This window comes from Kribbella endophytica, from assembly GCF_054781295.1.
On sequence record NZ_BAAGUR010000002.1, the window covers coordinates 1,164,077 to 1,181,970 of the forward strand.

A 17,894-nucleotide genomic window follows, 5' to 3' on the forward strand; every position below is an offset into this window, starting at 1 on the left:
GAGAATCACGCCGGTCCCGCAGGTCCTAGCTAGGGAGAGAGCGTGGAGTGTCCCCGCTGCGGCTCCGAGGTCCCCGACGTCTCGCAGTTCTGCCACCACTGTGGCAGCGGACTGCGGTCGGCGGACCCGGGGCGCAAGAAGGCGTACGCCGCCAGACCGGACGAGCCGGTGGCCTCGTTCAAGCTGGTGTCGACGATCATGCCGCAGGGCTCCGGCCAGCAGCCGTACACCTACAAGGTGGCGCTCGGCGTCGCCCTGCTGCTCACCGTGGTGACGGCGGCGGTCGGTGCGCTGCCGGTGGCGATCATGGTGGCCGCCTTCGCGATCCCGATCGTCTACATCCTCTACCTGTACGACGTGAACCTCTGGGAGGACGAGCCGATCCCGGTCGTCGTGGCAGCGTTCCTGCTGACCGGCGTACTGGCGGGTGTCTTCACCTGGCTCTGGTCGGACCGGATCGGCCTGTCGCTGGACACCATCGGCAGCAACGACGCCGGTCCGGTCGGCCGTGACCTGCTGATCCTGCTGCTGCTCGTCCCGGTCGTGTCGGTCCTGATCCAGCAGGTCGGACCGCTCTACCTGGCCTCCAGGCCCCGGTACGACGACCTGATGGACGGCTTCACCTTCGGGGTGGTCGCCGGTGTCGGGTTCGCCTGCTTCGAGACCCTGGTACTGCACTGGGGCTGGATCAGCGGCGGGTTCGCCGGTCCGGGCTCCGGTGCGGGGACGTGGATCTCGATCGTGGTGCTGCAGGGGTTCGTGAAGCCGCTGATCTACGGGTCGGCAGCCGGACTGGCCGTGGCGGAGTTCTCCGGGCTGGGCGAGAAGTACGACGGGTTCACCCCGCGCTGGGTGATCGGTGTGCTGCAGGCGATCGTGGTGAACGCGCTGTTCCAGGGTGGCGTCTACCTGCTGGGCTTCGTCGGCGGACAGGGCTCCTGGATCGGAGCGGTGCTCGGTGTGATCTGGGGGCTGCTGCTGCTCGGAGCGCTGATCGTGCTGGTCCGGACTGTCCTGCACAAGGGTCTGCTGGAGGCAGCGCTCGAGTCGGCTGCCCGCGGTGGGTCGAACCACGCGTCGGGTGAGCAGGCGTTCTGCACGCGGTGCGAGATGCCGCTACTGGCGCACTCGGACTTCTGCTCCGCGTGTGGCAACGCGGTGCGGTCGGTGCCCAAGTCGGAGCGAGGGGTCGTGGCATGAGCAACCAGCAACCGCCGTACCAGGGCCGGCCGCCGCAGCAGCCGCCGTACCAAGGGCAGCCGCCGCAGCCTCCGTACCAGGGACCGCCGCAGGGTCAGCCTCCGTACCAGGGGCAGCCGCCTCAGCAGCCGCCGTACCAGCAGGGGCCTCCGCCTCAGCAGCAGCGGCCGCCGTACCAGGGACCGCCGCAGGGGCAGCCGCCTTACCAGGGACCGCCGCAGGGCCAGCCGCCCTACCAGGGGCAGCCGCCGTACCAGCAAGGCCCGCCGCAGCAACCGCCGTACCAGCAGGGTCCTCCGCAGCAGCCGCCGTACCAGCAAGGGCCTCCGAAGCAGTTCCAGCAGCAGCAGTACCCGCCGCAGCAGCAGTGGGGACAGCCGCAGCAGTTCCAGCCGCGCGGTGGGCGTGGCCAGGGCAGCAAGAAGATCCTGGTGCTCGCCGGTGGTGCGCTGGCCGTCGTGGTGGTGATCGGTGTCGTGCTGGCGCTGGTTTTCGGCCGGAACGACGACAACAACGTCCAGCCCGACCCGAACCCGCAGCCGACCGGCCAGCCGAGTGAGAACCTCGACAAGGGCATCGAGGTCGGGGAGGGCGTGTTCGTCGATCCGGCCGCGGGGTACCTTCGCAAGACGCTGGAGGGTTTCAAGGGCGTCTACCTGCTCAAGCAGGGGGAGGGCTACTTCATGGTGCAGACCGTCAAGGCCGGCAGCGACACGGCCGACACCGTGCTGCCGATCCTGATCGCGAGCGAGAAGAAGGCGCGGCCGACCGGCTTCAAGGCCAAAGAGGTGCAGAAGGACACGCCCGGCGCCGACGACAAGACGCCGGTGAAGCAGGTCTCGACCCAGGCGTTCCAGTCCACCTCGACCGGCCAGGGCGGAAGCTTCGGCGTGGTCGGGTTCATCGGCGTGATCGAGCGCAACGACGGGATCATGACGATCGTTCAGGTGTACGGCCGGCAGGACAAGTCCGCGACGTTGCAGCCGGACTCGACTGCCATGTTCAAGTCGGTGATTGCGAGCCAGTGAGTAACAAGCGCGACAAGGGCCCGGCCGACAACCCCTGGGTCCGCAAGACCGATCCGGACGACGACGAGGGCGCGGCTCCCGAGGAGGAGCTGCCGCCGTCACCGTGGTCGCTGGAGGTTCCGCCACGCCCGTCACCGTGGACCGACCCGGCCGCTCCGGCCGCACCGGCCAACGGTGGCTGGGGCCGGGCCACGCCGGACCAGCCGACCGCACCGATGCCTCCGGCCCAGCCGGATGCCGGTACGCCGGCAGCGGGCGGCTGGGGCAAAGCCGACGAGTCCGCCGCTGGCGCGGGGGGTGCGACCGGGACCAGCTCCGCCTGGGGCGACAAGGTCGGACCGCCGTCGCTGCGGCGCCCCGAGCCGGTGAAGAAGAAGCCACCGGTCCCGCCGCTGCTACTGCCGATCGCGGGTGGTCTGGCGGTGGTGCTGCTGGTCGCCGTGGCGCTCGTCGTACTGACTGGCGGCGATGACAAGGCCAAGACTCCGACTCCGACAGTGACCACGCCGCCTGCCTCGACGTACACGCCGCCGGCGAACGCGATCGCCGTCGACCACGGCGTCTCGATCGTCCCGGCCAACGGCTGGAGCCTGCTCACCACGGAGACCGAGGGCAAGCAGCTGGTCACCTACTCCCCGAAGCGCGAGGCGCTGGCGTTCCTGTGGGTCCGGCAGAAGCTGAACGTGTCCGCCAACACCTACCTGCTGGGCATCGTCGAGGGTGAGACCGAGAACGAGACCACCGCGCTGGGCAAGGTACGGAACCTGCCGTGCCCGAAGGACGTCTTGGTGGAGTGCGTCGCGATCAGCTACACCTCTACCGTCGCCAAGACCGGCAAGGTGCAAGGCTCGGTCGAGGTGTACCGGCGCAAGGACGGCGTCGTGACCGCGCTCGACTTCCGCAGCAACGCGACGTACGCGGCCAAGGCCGAGTCCGAGGCGGCGCCGATGAGGCAGTCGGTCATCGACAGTCTGTGACCACACAGCTCAACCAGACCACACAGCTCGAGAGGCCCTGATGAGTCAGCAGTACGGACCTCCCCAGAACCAGTACCAGCCGCCCAACCAGCCGCTTCCGCCGGCCGGTCAGGGCGGCTGGGGTCCGGGTCCTGGCTACCCGCCGCAGTACCGGCCGGGTGGACGGAAGAACCGCAAGACCCAGTGGATCGTGATCGGCGGCGCCGCGCTGGCCGTCGTACTGATCGCGACGGGTGCGGTGCTGCTGGTCACGGGTGGCAAGAAGGACACCCCGGCCGCGCCGGTTGCCGGGGAGACGCTGACGCCGGCGCCGGTCGGGACGATGTACACCCCGTCCACGCCGTCGCCGACCGTGACCCAGATCACGAAGGGCCCGTACGACAAGGGCGTCGAGATCGGCGGCGGAGTCTGGTTCACGCCGGCCAAGGGCTGGGTGAAGGACTCGGACAAGACCCGGTCCGGCCACAACTACCTGCTGCCCGAGCCGGGCCGCGCGGGTGCGATCGACGGGTACTTCTGGATCCGGCAGACCACGCTGATGGGCGCCAAGCAGTTCGCCGAGCACCTGGTCGACGTCGAGTCGAACAACCTCGAGCACGTGGTGATCGGCAAGGGCGGCTTCCGGCCCTGCCCGAACAAGGCGCTCAAGCTCTGCTACGCGACCAACTACTCCGCCGTGGTCCCGGTCAAGGGCAAGAAGTCGGTCGTGTTCTCGGGCTTCGTGCAGACCTTCGAGGACTTCACCGGGCAGACCACGGCGACCGACGCGGCCCTGCAGCGCGAGGTCTGGCCGAAGCGCAAGCAGGAGATCCTGAACATGAACGGGACCCTGGTCCGCTCCTTCTGACCGGCCTTCGGCGGACGGCGTACGGATCGCGATTTCGGAAACTGTCGGCGCGGGGTCGTACGGTGGAGGGCATGAGACAGGTCACCGATCTCCAGCGTATGGTCGCGCCACTTCAGGTGGTGTCCGACTTCGACCCGGCCGGCGACCAGCCGGCCGCGATCGCCGAGCTCGAGCGGCGGATCAACGCCGGCGAGCAGGACGTCGTACTGCTGGGTGCCACCGGTACGGGTAAGACCGCGACGATGGCCTGGCTGGCGGAGAAGATCCAGCGGCCGATGCTGATCCTGCAGCCGAACAAGACGCTCGCGGCGCAGTTCGCGACCGAGCTGCGGAGCTTCTTCCCGGAGAACGCGGTCGAGTACTTCGTCTCGTACTACGACTACTACCAGCCCGAGGCGTACGTCCCGCAGACCGACACCTACATCGAGAAGGACTCCTCGATCAACGAGGAGGTCGAGCGGCTCCGGCACTCGGCGACCTGGTCGCTGCTGACCCGGCGCGACGTCGTCGTGGTCGCGACGGTGTCCTGCATCTACGGCCTGGGCTCCGCCGACGAGTACCTGAACCGCATGATCCACGTGAAGGTCGGCGACGAGATGGATCGCGACGGCCTGCTCCGCAAGCTGGTCGGCGTGCAGTACGCGCGCAACGACCTGGCCGGCACCCGGGGCACGTTCCGGGTCCGCGGCGACACGCTCGAGGTCTTCCCGGTGTACCAGGAGCTCGCCGTGCGGGTGGAGTTCTTCGGTGACGAGATCGAGCGGGTGATGACGCTGCACCCGCTGACCGGCGAGGTGCTCAGCGAGGAGAACGAGCTCTACATCGGCGCCGCGACGCACTACGTCACCGCCCCGGAGAAGATGGAGCGGGCGATCACGTCGATCGAGGCGGAGCTGGCCGACCGGCTGGCCGAGCTGGAGCGCGGCGGGCAGCTGCTGGAGGCTCAGCGGCTGCGGATGCGTACGACGTACGACATCGAGATGATGCGCCAGATCGGCACGTGCTCCGGCATCGAGAACTACTCCCGTCACACCGACGGCCGCGAGGCCGGCACGGCGCCGCACTGCCTGCTGGACTACTTCCCCGAGGACTTCCTGCTGGTGATCGACGAGTCGCACGTCACCGTGCCGCAGATCGGCGGGATGTACGAGGGCGACATGTCCCGCAAGCGGACCCTGGTCGAGCACGGCTTCCGGCTGCCGTCGGCGATGGACAACCGGCCGCTGCGCTGGGAGGAGTTCCTGGAGCGGATCGGCCAGACCGTCTACCTGTCCGCGACCCCGGGGCAGTACGAGCAGGACAAGTCCGACGGGTTCGTCGAGCAGATCATCCGGCCGACGGGCCTGATCGACCCCGAGGTGATCGTCAAGCCGACCAAGGGCCAGATCGACGACCTGATCCACGAGATCCGGCTCCGGGTCGAGAAGAACGAGCGCGTCCTGGTCACCACGCTGACCAAGAAGATGTCCGAGGACCTGACCGACTACCTGCTCGAGATGGGCATCCGGACCAGGTACCTGCACAGCGAGGTCGACACGTTGCGCCGGGTCGAGCTGCTCCGCGAGCTCCGGATGGGCGAGTACGACGTACTGGTCGGCATCAACCTGCTGCGCGAAGGCCTCGACCTGCCGGAGGTGTCGCTGGTCGCGATCCTCGACGCGGACAAGGAAGGCTTCCTGCGGTCGGGCCGGTCGCTGATTCAGACCATCGGCCGTGCGGCGCGAAACGTGTCGGGTGCGGTCTTCATGTACGCCGACAAGATCACGCCGTCGATGGAGATGGCGATCGACGAGACCAACCGACGGCGCGCCAAGCAGGTCGCGTACAACACCGAGCACGGCGTCGATCCTCAGCCGCTGCGCAAGAAGATCGCGGACATCACCGACATGCTGGCCCGCGAGGACGCCGACACCGCCGAGCTGCTCGGCAACGGCCGGACGCAGTCGCGCGGCAAGGCACCGGTGCCAGGCGGTGGCAAGAAGGCCGGCGAGAAGGCGAAGGAACTGGCCGGCGGCCTGCCGTCGTCCGACCTGGCCGACCTGATCCAGCAGCTCACCGACCAGATGCACAACGCCGCGGCCGAGCTGCAGTTCGAGGTGGCGGCGCGCTACCGCGACGAGATCTCAGAACTGAAGAAGGAGCTCCGGCAGATGGTGAACGCCGGGGCGAAGTAGTCGCCGGCGCTCACGCCCACGAGGCGTGAGCGCCGACCTCACCTGAGTCGCGGCGATGTCCAGCGGCCGGTAGTCGGTGGGCACCTGGCTGAGGGCATCTGGGCCCCGCGGTCTGACGGTCGCGCCCGCCAGGCGCAGCTGGTCGTCGTCCCGGGCGACTGCGCCTCAGGCCCGCCCGCCTCAGGCCCGCCCGTCCCGGGCCCGTGCGTCCCGGGCCCGGCCGTGCTCGGGGGAACTAGGCGCGCACCCAGTAGGTTCACCTTCCGCACCAAGCGGTGGCTGGTTGCGGTGGTGACTACCTGGGGTGGTTGGGGTCGTGCCCGGGACAGGTGCGCGCCCGACGGGTTCAGGTGCCCGGCGGGTCGCGTCGGTGGGTAGTTCGGTGGGGGTGGGCGGCGCGTCGGTACGGGGACGGGATGGCGGCCCTAGTCTCGATCGGGTGATGACTGAGGAGCTGGCCGGGCAGCGGGCGCTGGTGACCGGGGCGACGTCGGGGATCGGGCGGGCGATTGCGCGCAGTCTGGCGGGTGCGGGGGCGGAGGTTGTCGTCACCGGGCGCCGGACCGAGCGCGGCGCCGAGACGGTCGAGCTGATCGAGGCCGACGGTGGGCGGGCGACGTTCGTACCGGCTGATCTGGGGGTCCTGGACGATGTCGAACGGCTGGCGCGCGAGGCCGGCGAGGTGGGGATCCTGGTCAACAACGCCGGGTTCTACCCGATGGTTCCGACGACGGCGCTGCCGGCCGCGGAGTACCAGTTGATGTACGACGTGAACCTGCGGAGCGCGTACTTCCTGACCGCCGCCATCGCGCCCCGGATGGGTGCGGGCAGCGCGATCGTCAACGTCTCCTCGACCGGCGCCCAGATCGGGATGGCGATCGCGGCCGGGTACAGCGGAACCAAGGCCGCCCTCGAGTCGATGACCAGGTCGTGGGCCGTCGAGTTCGGTCCGGCCGGGGTCCGGGTGAACGCCGTGTGCGCCGGCATGATCCGGACCGACAAACTCCTGGAGCTTGTGCCGGAAGAAGGCATGGCGCAGGTCAGCGTGCCCTGGCCCCTGGGTCGCCCAGGCACCCCGGAGGAGATCGCTGAAGTGGTCCTCTTCCTCGCCTCCCCGCGAGCCAGCTACGTCACGGGCGCCGTCCTGGTAGCCGACGGCGGCCAAACCATCTCCTGACGCGTTGTCCTTCAGCCGAGGACAGGTAGCTGCGGGGCGGAGCGGTGAGTCCCTCTCAAGTGCCGGCCATCGTCCGGGGGCTGGTACTTGAGGCGGGGGCGGCGGCGAGGTTTGTTGCCACGGCGCCGGAGTGGTCAGTCGTCCTCTCAAGTGCCGGCCACCGTTCGGGGGCTGGTACTTGAGGCGAGGGTGGGCGGTGAGATTTTGTTGCCGCGGTGCCGGGGCGGTCAGTCGTGTCGTAGGACGGTGTGTTGCGGTGTCTCGTTGACGTGCAGCGTGAAGATGTCCGGTCGTGCGTAGTGGCCGGCGGCGTCGAAGTCGAACCTGCCGCGCGCCAGCTCGTCGAGGTCCAACTCGGCGAGCAGGACTCCTTCGGCGCCGCGCAACGGACCGGCCAGGACCTCGCCCAGCGGTGAGACGATCACGCTGCCGCCGTTGATTAGGACCGTCTCCGGCGCCTCGCCCTGCACGGGGTGCACGTCGTCGGGGAGGTCGGCGCGGGTGAGGTACTGGTTCGCGCTGATCACGAAGCACCGGCCTTCGAGTGCGACGTGCCGCATGGTCGCCTGCCACTGCTCGCGGTCGTCCACCGTGGGAGCGCACCAGAGCTCGACGCCTTTGGAGTACATGGTCTGCCGGAGCAGCGGCATGTAGTTCTCCCAGCAGATCGCCGCACCGAGCACGCCGAAGTCTGTCTGTACTGCGGGCAGGGTCGAGCCGTCACCCTGACCCCAGAGGAACCGCTCAGCCGCCGTCGGCATCAGCTTGCGATGCTTCGCGACCAGCCCGTCGACGGGATCGATGAAGACCGCCGTGCAGTACAAGGTCCCGCCGTCGCGCTCGATCACTCCGGCGACGACGTGCACCTGAAGCTCGGCGGCGAGCTCTGCCAGTCGCGCGATCTCCGGGCCGGGCACCACGACAGCCGCCTCGTAGTACCGGCGAAAAGTGTCACGCCCCTCGGACGACCGCGAACCAACGGCGACCCCGAAGTCGAGGCCCTTCGGGTAGCCCCCGAGGAACGCCTCCGGCAGGACGACCAGTCGCGCACCGCCGGACGCGGCCTCCCGCAAGTACCGCTCGGCCTTGACCAGCGTCGCAGGCGTGTCGAACAACGTGGACCCAGCCTGAACCGCAGCAACGACAACAGACGTCATACCGGCAGCCTAGGTTGAGGCAGCCACCAGTTGCTGGTGTCCGGCCAGGTGATGCGGAGGCAGTGGGGGTTGTCTGTCAGACGGCTCGGGTCGCCGCCTGGGGGTGGGACGGGGGCTTTCTCGACGGCGGTGCCGCCCGCGGTTCGGTAGAACTGTTGGGCGGAGGTGTTCTGCTCCAGGACCCAGAGGTACATCGCGTTGGTCTCCGCCTGGTCGGTGACTGCGGCGGCGGCGCGGGTCAGGAGGTCGGTGCCGATTCCGAGGCGGTGCTGGTCGTGGCGGACGTGCAGGTTGTCGACCAGGCTGCCCCACTCCGGGTCGTGGTCGAGCATCACGTGGACGAAGCCGACCAGGCGGCCGTCGTACTCGGCGAGCACTGTCGCCGTACCGGTCGGCGTTGCCAGTCGGGTTGTCCAGACCGCGTTGCGTTCGACGGCGATGTCCCCGTCGAGGAACGCGTCGGCGTACGCGCCGCGGTAGTGGCGTCGCCAGCTGTCCGCGTGCAGCTCCGCGACCTGGCCGGCGTCGTCAGGTCCGGCGGAGCGAAACAGCACCGGGCTCATCGGGACAGCTCCGTTTCGTCGAAGGTGGAGAGGATCGTGCAAGAGGTCGCTCGCATCGTTCTACCGTTCCCGCAGGTCGGATTGATGGAATGGAAGGAGACAGTTTCCGGGAGAGCGCGGAGCGCTCCAGTTTTGGACAAGGTGGACAACTCATGCAGGTCGCACTGGTGACAGGTGGCAGTTCAGGCATCGGACGAGGCACGGCGCTTCGGATCGCCGCGCGGGGGATGGGTGTGATTCTCACCTACGGCGGCAACGAGCAGGGCGCGCTCGACACTGTCTCAGCGATTGAGAAAGACGGCGGGACCGCGGTCGCGCTGCCGCTCGACCTCGCGCGGTCGGAGACCTTCCCGGCGTTCCGCGACGCCGTCGTAGGGGCGCTGCGGGAGACCTGGCAGGTGGAGACGCTGGCCGCGCTGGTCAACAACGCGGGCTTCGCGCAGACCGAGCCGTTCGGCGAGGCGACCGAGGAGGTCTTCGACCGCCTGTACGCCGTACTGCTGAAGGGTCCGTACTTCCTGACCCAGACCCTGCTGCCGCTGATCGCGGACCACGGCGCGATCGTCAACGTCAGCAGCAACTCGTCGATGCACACCAATGCCGAGCCGGGCTACAGCGGCTACGCGACGATGAAGGGCGGGCTCAACGTGATGACCCGTTTCCTCGCGAAGGAGCTCAGCCCGCGCGGTATCCGCGTCAACGCCGTCGCGCCCGGCTCCACCCTGACTCGCCTCGGCGGCGACGCCTTCGACAAGTACCCCGAGGTCATCCCGGCCCTGGCCGCGAAGACCGCGTTCGGCCGGGTCGGCGACCCCGACGACATCGGCCAGGTGATCGCGGCGCTGATCTCCGACGAGACCCGCTGGGTCACCGCCCAGGTCCTCGAAGCGTCTGGCGGCTTCGGGCTCTGAGCCCGCGGTCGTATCGTTCAGCCCAGGAGGTGGGCGATGCGACTGACCGGGAAGGAACTGCTCGAGCACTGCCTGGCCAAGCCGGGTGCGTGGCAGGACGAGCCGTGGGAAGGCGACGTGGTCGCGAAGGTGAGCGAGAAGATCTTCGCGTTCCTCGGGGACGAGTCGGTCGGGATCAAGTGCGGGGCCAACCGGGACGAGGCCGACGAGCTGGTCAACGCCTATCCCGACGACGTCGGCAAGATGGCCTACATCGGCCGGTCGGGCTGGAACACGGTCCGCCTCGGCGGCGCCGTACCGGATGACGAGATTCTCGAGCTCGTCGACGCGTCGTACACGACCATCGTCGGGAAGCTGCCGAAGAGCCGTCGCCCGCCTGGGCACACCACGCAGTGACCAACCTGATCACGCAGCGAAGTTATTCCCTCGCCGGAGCGTGATCATTCCGACATGCGGGTACCGGACGGTCGATTTGGAAACTCGGACATCGACCCGCCAGAATGGTGGGAGTTTGAAGGGGAGTATTCCTTCGCGGCGGTATCGTCATCACGGTCAGGGAGTTCGTCTCCACGCCCGGTACCGCCGGCCAGGCCCGAGGATTCGAGCCAGGCGGAAGAGACCTTCGGAGTCCACTTTCGCTTGCGCTCCGGAGGTTGCCTGTGCACGTCCACGATTACGTCTGGTACATCACGGTCGGGGTTCTGCTCGCCCTGCTGGCGTTCGACGTCTTCATCATCGGCCGTCGCCCGCACGAGCCCACCACCAAGGAATCGGCGACCGCGATCGCGTTCTACGTCGGTCTCGCGATCGTCTTCGGGCTCGGGGTCTGGCTGTTCTCCGGCGGCCAGTACGCCGGGGAGTTCTTCGCCGGCTGGCTGACCGAGTACAGCCTCAGCGTCGACAACCTGTTCATCTTCCTGATCATCATGGCCAGGTTCCAGGTGCCCAGGAAGTACCAGCAGACCGCGTTGCTGGTCGGCATCATCCTGGCGCTGTTCTTCCGCGGCATCTTCATCGCCGTCGGCGCGGCCGCGATCAACCAGTTCTCCTGGGTCTTCTACCTGTTCGGCGCGTTCCTGGTCTACACCGCGGTGCACCTGGCCAAGCAGGGCGAGAACGACGATGACGACTACAAGGAGAACGCGGTCATCCGGTTCGCCCGCAAGCGGCTGAACGCGACCGACGAGTACAACGGCGTCAAGCTGACCGTGGTCAAGAACGGCAAGCGGCTGTTCACCCCGATGGCGATCGTGATCGTCGCGCTCGGTACGACGGACCTGCTGTTCGCGCTGGACTCGATCCCGGCGATCTACGGTCTGACCCAGGAGCCGTTCCTGGTCTTCACCGCCAACGTCTTCGCGCTGATGGGTCTGCGGCAGCTGTACTTCCTGCTCGGTGACCTGCTCAAGCGCCTGATCTACCTGTCGCTCGGCCTGTCGGTCGTGCTCGCGTTCATCGGTGTGAAGCTGGTCCTGCACGCGATGCACGAGAACGAGCTGCCGTTCATCAACGGTGGCGAGCACATCAAGTGGGCGCCGGAGATCCCGATCTCGGTGTCGCTCGGCTTCATCATCGTGACGCTGGGCATCACCACGGTCCTGAGCCTGTGGAAGTCCCGCAAGATCGCCGCGGAGCAGGCGGCCAACGGCGAGGAGACGACCCCGGCCGAGACCGCCGGCGGCGAGCTGGACGAGTCGACCCCGCGCCCGAAGGACGACCTCGACCCGCAGACCAAGGCCGAGATCAACGGCCTCCCGGAGCCCGAGCCCCACGACACGGACTCGAAGAAACCCTGATAGCTCAATGAAGAAAGCCCCCACCAACTGGTGGGGGCTTTCTTCATTTGCTTCTCAGAGACGCGCTGCCGAGACCAGGGTTTCGCGGCGTTCTGGGAGGAGGGGCTCGTTCTCCAGGACCTTGCCGGTTTCTGAGGCGTGGAGCATGCCTTGGGGGGAGACGAAGCCGACGTGGTGGACCTGTTTGCCGGGGCGGGCGAAGAAGTACAGGTCGCCGGGCTTCGCCTCGTCGATCGGCACCGACTCCAGGGCGTCGGCCTGGTCGTGGGCGTCGCGGGGGATGCGCTGGCCGAGCACCCGGCTGACCGCGTGGATCAGGCCCGAGCAGTCCAGCCCGTACGCCGAAGTGCCGCCCCACAAGTATTCGAGTCCGAGGAAGAGCGAGCCCAGTCGCAGGCGCTCCTCCGAGGTGGGCGGCGTGTTGACGACACGGAGAGCATCGTCGGCCAACCAGCCGAAGCTGCCGTCCGCGAGGGCGACGCGGGTGAACCCGTCCACGTGCTCGACCGACGAAAGCACCGTGCCGAACGACAATTCGGCGATCTCGCCGGCTCCCGGGGATCCGGCGGCGCCGGGCCCCGCGGATCCGCTGGCGGCGACTCCCGGCTCGGCGGTCAGTGTGGTGACCGGGACGGCAACGGCGACCGGGGCGGTTGCGGACTCCGGCAGCTCACCCAGGTGCGCCGACGGGACCCAGCCCGGGTAGCCCAGGTCGTCCTGCGAGGACGGTTGCCACGGGGCGACGATCTCGGACCAGCCGTCGCGTTCGGAGCGGACGATCACCGGTTCGCCGTACAGGAGCTGCGTCAGTGTCCGGCCGTGCAGGCCGAGGCGCGTCTCGGTGTCCATCGACTTCGCCCATGCGGCGACGTCGGGAGCGGCGGCGACCGCGGGGGCGTCGATGTCGCGGGGTGCTTCGGGGGAGGTCCACACGGTACTGACCGGGACCTTGGCGGCTACTACCTTCATGCGATCAAGCCTGTCACGCCGAGCCCAGGAGTCGAGGGCAGGTGGATGGTGGACCCTTCGTAGGTGATCCCGCCGTCGACCGGCGGCTGCTCCAGCCACCAGGCCGCGTCGAGATCGTTGACGGCCGTCGTCGGGTACGCCGCGACGAGCGCGGCCGCCGCGCCGACGCCGACATGGCTCTCCATCATCGAGCCGACGATGGCGCCGAGCCCGTGCTCGCGGGCGAGTTCCAGCAGCGTGCGCGCGGGCCCGAGCCCGCCGCACTTGGCGAGCTTCACGTTGACCAGGTCGGCCGCGCCGTACCGGATCACGTTCACCAGGTCCCGTACGCCGTACACGCTCTCGTCGGCCAGGATCGGCGTGCTGACCCGGTCGGTGATCCAGGCCATGCCCTCCAGATCGGCCGCGGCGACCGGCTGCTCGACCAGTTCGATCGCGCAGCCCGCGTCCTCCAGCGCGCGGATGGCGGTGACGGCGTCGCGGCGGTTCCAGCCCTGGTTCGCGTCGAGGCGGATCCGAGGCTCGGGCCCGACCGCCTCGCGCACCCGGCGTACGCGCTCGAAGTCGGCGGCCGCGTTGCCGGTCCCGACCTTCACCTTGAGTACGTCGAACCCGTCGCGCACGCGGTCCTTTGCCGCCTGGACCAGCGCGTCGGCGTCACCGGCCGACAGCGTGACGTCGGTCCGTACGGTCGTCGCGGTCGAGCCGAGGAAACCTTGCAGCGTCAGCCCGACGCGCCGGGCGGCGAGGTCGTGCAGCGCGACGTCGACCGCGGCCTTCGCGCCGAAGTTGTTCTGCGCGGCGCCTTGCAGCCGCCGCAGCGCCTCGGTCAGGTCGTCCGGGCCGAGCCCGTCGAGCGCCGTCGCGATCGGGCCTTCGACGCAGGCCTGCGCGCCGGCCAGCGATTCGCCGGTCACCTTCCAGACCTGCGGCGCCTCGCCCCAGCCGGTGTGTTCGCCGTCGCTGATCGAGACGAGCAGCGACTCGGCGTGGGTCGCGGTCCGCAGCGCGGTGACGAACGGCGTGTGCAGCGGCGCCGACACCAGGTGCGTGGAGATCTTCATCGGACCGCCTTGAGGTCGTGCCGGTGGTTCCACGCCTCGGCAGCGATCGCCGCGATCAGCTGTTGCGCGTCGCGATCGGGCAGCTCGGACGTCGTACAGACGACGAGGACGAAGGGATCCGCGTCGTCCGGGCGGACGATGCCGCCGTCGTGCCGGATCCGCAGGTCCCACCCGTTCTTGTGCTCGACGCGCGTGCCGGCGGGGACGCCCGCGGGGATCTCGCCGTTCCACTCGTTCGCGGCCAGCAGGTCGCGGAGGTACTGCCCGGACTCATCGTTGCCAGCAGCAACCAGTACGCCGGCCAGCCCAGCCGGCGACATCATGTTGCTGATCCCGGCCTGCTGCGCGGGGGAGTCGTCGATCCCGCGCTTGATCACGCTGCCGTCCGCCGTCTCCCCAGGCCCCGCGCCGCGCTCCGCGCCGGCGGCGTGCTCCACGAGCACCGCGTTCGCGGCCTCGGCTCCAACCAGTTCCAGCACCAAGTTGGTCGCCAGGTTGCTCGACCGCGTGATCATCTCCCGGGCCAGCCAGTTCAGCGGGACCTCCTCGCCGAGCTTCTCCCAGGTCGCCGGTGCCTCGTCCTCGGCGCGGTTCACGCCGAACCGCCCACCGGCCGCCGACGCGAAGTCGTTGTGCACGGTCACCGGCTGGTCCAGCGCGAGCTCGCCCGCGTCGACCTTGCGCAGCATCGCCATCGCGACCGGCAGTTTCATCGTGCTCGCCGAGTAGTGCGTGCGTTCCGCCTCGTGCGTGAACACCGCGGTGCCGTCCGTCCGGCCGAGCCAAACACCGAACGCGCCCCGGCCCTCCACCCCGCGCAGCAGGTCAGCAATTCCCATGGTGGTTACTTTTCCACATCCCGGGCAATTCTGATGTAGCGGGCTTGCGGAGCGGACTCGCCTGGCAGACTGCATTCCGTGTCCAGAGCACTCGGCCTGATCCTCGGCTTCGCCGCCGACCGTGTCCTCGGCGATCCACGCCGCCTCCACCCGGTCGCCGGCTTCGGCCGAGCCGCCTCCCGGCTCGAGGGCGTCGCCTACGCCGACTCACGAGCAGCCGGTACGGCGTACGCAGCGCTGCTGGTCGGTTCGGTCACCGCCGCAGGCGTGGCCGCGGAGCGGTTCACCAAGGACCGGCCGATCGCGCAGACGCTGGTGACGGCCGCCGCGACCTGGGCCGTACTCGGCGGGCGGAGCCTCGAACGCGAGGCCTCGGTGATGTCCGGCCTGCTGGAGGCGAAGAACCTCCCGGCGGCGCGCGAACGGCTGAGCCACCTCTGCAGCCGCGACGCCACGGACCTGGACGCGGACGAACTGGCCCGCGCCACCGTGGAATCGATCGCGGAGAACACGAGCGACGCGACGGTCGCGCCGCTCGTCTGGGGCGGGCTGTTCGGCGTACCGGGTCTGATCGGCTACCGCGCGGCGAACACGCTCGACGCGATGGTCGGCTACAAGTCGGCCCGCTACCTCCGGTTCGGCTGGGCCTCGGCGCGGTTCGACGACCTGGTCAACCTGCTGCCGGCCCGCGTCTGCGCGGCGCTGACCGGGCTGACGTGCGGCCGGCCGCGCGAGACCTGGCGGATCTGGCAGCGCGACGCCGGCGGTCATCCGAGCCCGAACGCGGGACCGGTCGAGGCGTCGTTCGCCGGTGCGCTCGACCTGCGGCTCGGCGGCACCAACACGTACGGCGAGGAGATCGAGGACCGCGGCACGCTCGGCGACGGGCTGCGGCCGGGCGTCACCGACGTACGCCGTACGGCCGTCCTCGCAAGACGCGTCTCGTACGGCGCGGCGGCTACCGCCGCGATCCTGGCCCTGGCAGCGACTCGTGGACGGAGAGCATGATGCATCTGAGTCAGCGGCCGCTGCGGATCGCGCTGATCCGGCACGGCGAATCGGTCGCCAACCTGGACAAGTCGATCTACGAGACCGTGCCCGACCACTCCGTGCCGCTGACTCCGCACGGGCACGAGCAGGCGGCCGAGGCGGGCAAGCACCTGCGCACGCTGTTCGAGGGCGAGCCGGTCCGCGTCTACGTGTCGCCGTACCTGCGCGCCCTGCAGACTCTCGACGCGCTGGGGATGGACGACATGATCGGCCTGGCTCGTGAGGAGCCGCGGCTGCGCGAGCAGGACTGGGCGAACTTCCAGGACACCGACGACATCGAGCGGCAGGAGGCGCTGCGCGACTCGTACGGGCACTTCTTCTACCGGTTCACCCACGGTGAGTCGGGCTCGGACGTGTACGACCGCGTGTCCAGCTTCCTCGAGACGATGCACCGCGACTTCGAGCAGCCGGACGCTCCACGCAACGTGCTGCTGGTGTCGCACGGGCTGACGATGCGGCTGTTCTGCATGCGCTGGTTCCACTGGTCGGTGAAGTTCTTCGAGACGCTGCGCAACCCGGGCAACGCCGAGACGCGTGTGCTGCTGCGGCAGCCGAACTTCCGGTACAAGCTGGATCGGCCGTTCGAGCAATGGACGCACTACGAACCGAAGGATGGGGAGCGTTCGGCATGGTTGTAGAGCAGACCCGCAAGACCGCGCTGGAGTTGCTGGACGCGCTGACGCCCGAGCAGCGGGCGAAGGCCACGGCGCCGTTCGACACACCGGACCATCGCGACTGGACCTATCTGCCGGGCGAGCGGCCCGGACTGCAGCTCACAGAGCTGTCAGCTGAGCAGGAAGCACATGTGCACCGCCTGCTCGAGCTGGCCTGCAGCGAGCGCGGTGTGGGCGACGCACTGGCGACCATGGCCGCCGAGATCATCCTGCGGGAGCTGCCGGACGTCGGAGCGACCGGTGGGTGGCAGGGCACGGTCGTGGGGGAGCGCTACTTCCTGCGCATCCTCGGCGACCCGTCCGGCACGGACCCGTGGGCCTGGCGCCTCAACGGCCACCACCTGGCCCTGCACGTGACGCTGGTCGGCGACCAGGTCTCCTTCGTCCCCAACTTCATCGGCTCCAACCCTGCCGAGGTCCGCCAGGGCCCGTACGCCGGCCGCCGCTTCCTGGCCGCCGAGCACGACCTGGGCTTCCAGCTCCTCCACGCACTCGACTCAGGCCAGCGCGACGTAGCTGTCGTCTCCGCTGAGGCGCCGGACGACATCCTCACCCGCCACGACCCCGTGGCCGACGGCTCCGTCCTGCACCGAGGCATCGCGTACGGCGACCTGCAGGACTCCCAGCGGGACCTCTTCACTCAGCTGCTCGACCAGTACGTCGGCCGAGCCGCTCAGCCGATCGCCGAACAGGCCTGGGCCAACCTACGCAGCCAGGGCCTCGACCAGCTCACCTTCGCCTGGGCCGGAGCCCTCCAGCCCGGTGCCGGCCACTACTACTCCATCACCGGCCCCACCTTCCTCGCCGAGTACGACAACACCCAGTCCGACGCCAACCACATCCACTCCGTCTGGCGAGACCTCGACAACGACTGGGGCCAGGACCTCCTGGCGGCCCACTACCGCGCGCACTGACAGGAACCGGTCGCCGCAGGTAGGGACCAGTCCGCGTCGGGAACCCTGCCGTCATGGAGAAAGAGCTGCTCATCAGCGCCGGCGCGGTCGCCGCGCTGGTGCTGCTCGTCTGGCTGATCTCGAAGGCAGGGCGTCAGCAGCAGGAGTTCACGGCGGAGGAGATCGAGCGCCACGCGGAGTACGTCCGCCGTGGCGCTCTGCTGCTCACCGATGCCGGTGAGTGGACCAACACAGCCGCAGGTCGCGCGTACTACGAGCGGCTGTCGGCCGCCGAGTCCGGCCTCCTGCACCTGGTCCTCGTCCGCGTGCTGCTCGCCCACCCCGCCGTCCGCCGGCAGGTGCTCTGCCTCGCGATCAAGATCGGCCGTCCCGGCTCCGAGGACCGCCTGATCCAGGCCCTGTCCCGCTTCGGCGACAAGCTGATGGCCGAGGACTTCCTGAACTGCGGCGCACCCGAGCTGGCCAAGGGCGCCCGGCGCTGGGCCGAGCGCCGCGGCTACCGGATCACGCACCGGGCCGCCGGACAGAGTGCTACCTGGGGAGAGTTCTGACCG

The 17,894-nt window shown here is 69.2% G+C and carries 18 protein-coding genes; 13 read left to right on the plus strand and 5 right to left on the minus strand.

Annotation, left to right across the window (positions count from 1 at the left end; all coding sequences use genetic code 11):
- The first annotated feature begins 42 nt into the window (after positions 1 to 42).
- The 6 genes from ACYVIO_RS23870 to ACYVIO_RS23895 all read left to right on the plus strand — a co-directional run bounded on the left by ACYVIO_RS23870 (position 43) and on the right by ACYVIO_RS23895 (position 7,403).
- Positions 43 to 1,200, plus strand: coding sequence for a PrsW family intramembrane metalloprotease (locus tag ACYVIO_RS23870; RefSeq protein ID WP_460653083.1), 1,158 nt, complete (start codon positions 43 to 45; stop codon positions 1,198 to 1,200).
- The gene (locus ACYVIO_RS23875; RefSeq protein WP_460653084.1) at positions 1,197 to 2,228 is read left to right on the plus strand and encodes a hypothetical protein; all 1,032 of its coding nucleotides are present in this window, start codon (positions 1,197 to 1,199) and stop codon (positions 2,226 to 2,228) included. The genes ACYVIO_RS23870 and ACYVIO_RS23875 overlap by 4 nt, the downstream gene beginning before the upstream one ends.
- Positions 2,225 to 3,205, plus strand: coding sequence for a hypothetical protein (locus ACYVIO_RS23880; protein ID WP_460653085.1), 981 nt, complete (start codon positions 2,225 to 2,227; stop codon positions 3,203 to 3,205). The genes ACYVIO_RS23875 and ACYVIO_RS23880 overlap by 4 nt, the downstream gene beginning before the upstream one ends.
- A 40-nt stretch (positions 3,206 to 3,245) precedes the next feature.
- Positions 3,246 to 4,052, plus strand: a complete 807-nt coding sequence (locus ACYVIO_RS23885) for a hypothetical protein (protein WP_460653086.1) — start codon at positions 3,246 to 3,248, stop codon at positions 4,050 to 4,052.
- A gap of 71 nt (positions 4,053 to 4,123) precedes the next feature.
- A complete protein-coding gene (uvrB, locus tag ACYVIO_RS23890; RefSeq protein ID WP_460653087.1) occupies positions 4,124 to 6,226 on the plus strand; it encodes an excinuclease ABC subunit UvrB in 2,103 nt (700 codons plus the stop codon).
- A 442-nt stretch (positions 6,227 to 6,668) separates the two neighbouring features.
- Positions 6,669 to 7,403, plus strand: a complete 735-nt coding sequence (locus ACYVIO_RS23895; RefSeq protein WP_460653564.1) for an SDR family NAD(P)-dependent oxidoreductase — start codon at positions 6,669 to 6,671, stop codon at positions 7,401 to 7,403.
- A 227-nt stretch (positions 7,404 to 7,630) separates the two neighbouring features.
- On the opposite strand, the gene ACYVIO_RS23900 is transcribed toward ACYVIO_RS23895, so the two are convergent.
- Positions 7,631 to 8,560, minus strand: coding sequence for a carbon-nitrogen hydrolase family protein (locus tag ACYVIO_RS23900; RefSeq protein WP_460653088.1), 930 nt, complete (start codon positions 8,558 to 8,560; stop codon positions 7,631 to 7,633).
- Positions 8,557 to 9,123 carry a GNAT family N-acetyltransferase gene (locus tag ACYVIO_RS23905; protein ID WP_460653089.1) on the minus strand — a complete coding sequence of 189 codons (567 nt, stop codon included), beginning with the start codon at positions 9,121 to 9,123 and terminating at the stop codon, positions 8,557 to 8,559. The genes ACYVIO_RS23900 and ACYVIO_RS23905 overlap by 4 nt, the downstream gene beginning before the upstream one ends.
- A gap of 152 nt (positions 9,124 to 9,275) precedes the next feature.
- Here ACYVIO_RS23905 and ACYVIO_RS23910 point away from each other — a divergent pair, with 152 nt between their 5' ends.
- The 3 genes from ACYVIO_RS23910 to ACYVIO_RS23920 all read left to right on the plus strand — a co-directional run bounded on the left by ACYVIO_RS23910 (position 9,276) and on the right by ACYVIO_RS23920 (position 11,830).
- Positions 9,276 to 10,034 (plus strand): SDR family NAD(P)-dependent oxidoreductase, encoded by a 759-nt coding sequence (locus tag ACYVIO_RS23910; protein WP_460653090.1) that lies wholly within the window; start codon positions 9,276 to 9,278, stop codon positions 10,032 to 10,034.
- Between the two features lie 36 nt (positions 10,035 to 10,070).
- On the plus strand, positions 10,071 to 10,430 hold the full coding sequence (locus ACYVIO_RS23915; protein WP_460653091.1) for an MmcQ/YjbR family DNA-binding protein: 360 nt from the start codon (positions 10,071 to 10,073) through the stop codon (positions 10,428 to 10,430).
- A gap of 263 nt (positions 10,431 to 10,693) precedes the next feature.
- Complete coding sequence (locus ACYVIO_RS23920) at positions 10,694 to 11,830, plus strand: TerC family protein (RefSeq protein WP_460653092.1); 1,137 nt, start codon at positions 10,694 to 10,696, stop codon at positions 11,828 to 11,830.
- A gap of 54 nt (positions 11,831 to 11,884) precedes the next feature.
- Here ACYVIO_RS23920 and ACYVIO_RS23925 read toward each other — a convergent pair whose 3' ends face one another.
- The 3 genes from ACYVIO_RS23925 to ACYVIO_RS23935 are packed head-to-tail and all read right to left on the minus strand — an operon-like array spanning position 11,885 to position 14,702.
- Positions 11,885 to 12,799: a C40 family peptidase gene (locus tag ACYVIO_RS23925; RefSeq protein WP_460653093.1), complete on the minus strand. Its 915-nt coding sequence runs from the start codon at positions 12,797 to 12,799 to the stop codon at positions 11,885 to 11,887.
- Complete coding sequence (locus ACYVIO_RS23930) at positions 12,796 to 13,863, minus strand: mandelate racemase/muconate lactonizing enzyme family protein (RefSeq protein WP_460653094.1); 1,068 nt, start codon at positions 13,861 to 13,863, stop codon at positions 12,796 to 12,798. Before ACYVIO_RS23930 ends, ACYVIO_RS23925 begins: the two co-directional genes overlap by 4 nt.
- Positions 13,860 to 14,702, minus strand: coding sequence for a serine hydrolase (locus ACYVIO_RS23935; protein ID WP_460653095.1), 843 nt, complete (start codon positions 14,700 to 14,702; stop codon positions 13,860 to 13,862). The genes ACYVIO_RS23930 and ACYVIO_RS23935 overlap by 4 nt, the downstream gene beginning before the upstream one ends.
- Before the next feature lie 78 nt (positions 14,703 to 14,780).
- Here ACYVIO_RS23935 and ACYVIO_RS23940 point away from each other — a divergent pair, with 78 nt between their 5' ends.
- The 4 genes from ACYVIO_RS23940 to ACYVIO_RS23955 are packed head-to-tail and all read left to right on the plus strand — an operon-like array spanning position 14,781 to position 17,891.
- Complete coding sequence (locus ACYVIO_RS23940; RefSeq protein ID WP_460653096.1) at positions 14,781 to 15,710, plus strand: cobalamin biosynthesis protein; 930 nt, start codon at positions 14,781 to 14,783, stop codon at positions 15,708 to 15,710.
- Entirely contained in the window at positions 15,707 to 16,390 is a 684-nt protein-coding gene (locus tag ACYVIO_RS23945; RefSeq protein ID WP_460653097.1) for a phosphoglycerate mutase family protein, read from the plus strand. Before ACYVIO_RS23940 ends, ACYVIO_RS23945 begins: the two co-directional genes overlap by 4 nt.
- Positions 16,381 to 17,340: a DUF3500 domain-containing protein gene (locus tag ACYVIO_RS23950; protein ID WP_460653098.1), complete on the plus strand. Its 960-nt coding sequence runs from the start codon at positions 16,381 to 16,383 to the stop codon at positions 17,338 to 17,340. Before ACYVIO_RS23945 ends, ACYVIO_RS23950 begins: the two co-directional genes overlap by 10 nt.
- Before the next feature lie 53 nt (positions 17,341 to 17,393).
- A complete protein-coding gene (locus ACYVIO_RS23955) occupies positions 17,394 to 17,891 on the plus strand; it encodes a hypothetical protein (protein ID WP_460653099.1) in 498 nt (165 codons plus the stop codon).
- Positions 17,892 to 17,894 lie beyond the last annotated feature (3 nt).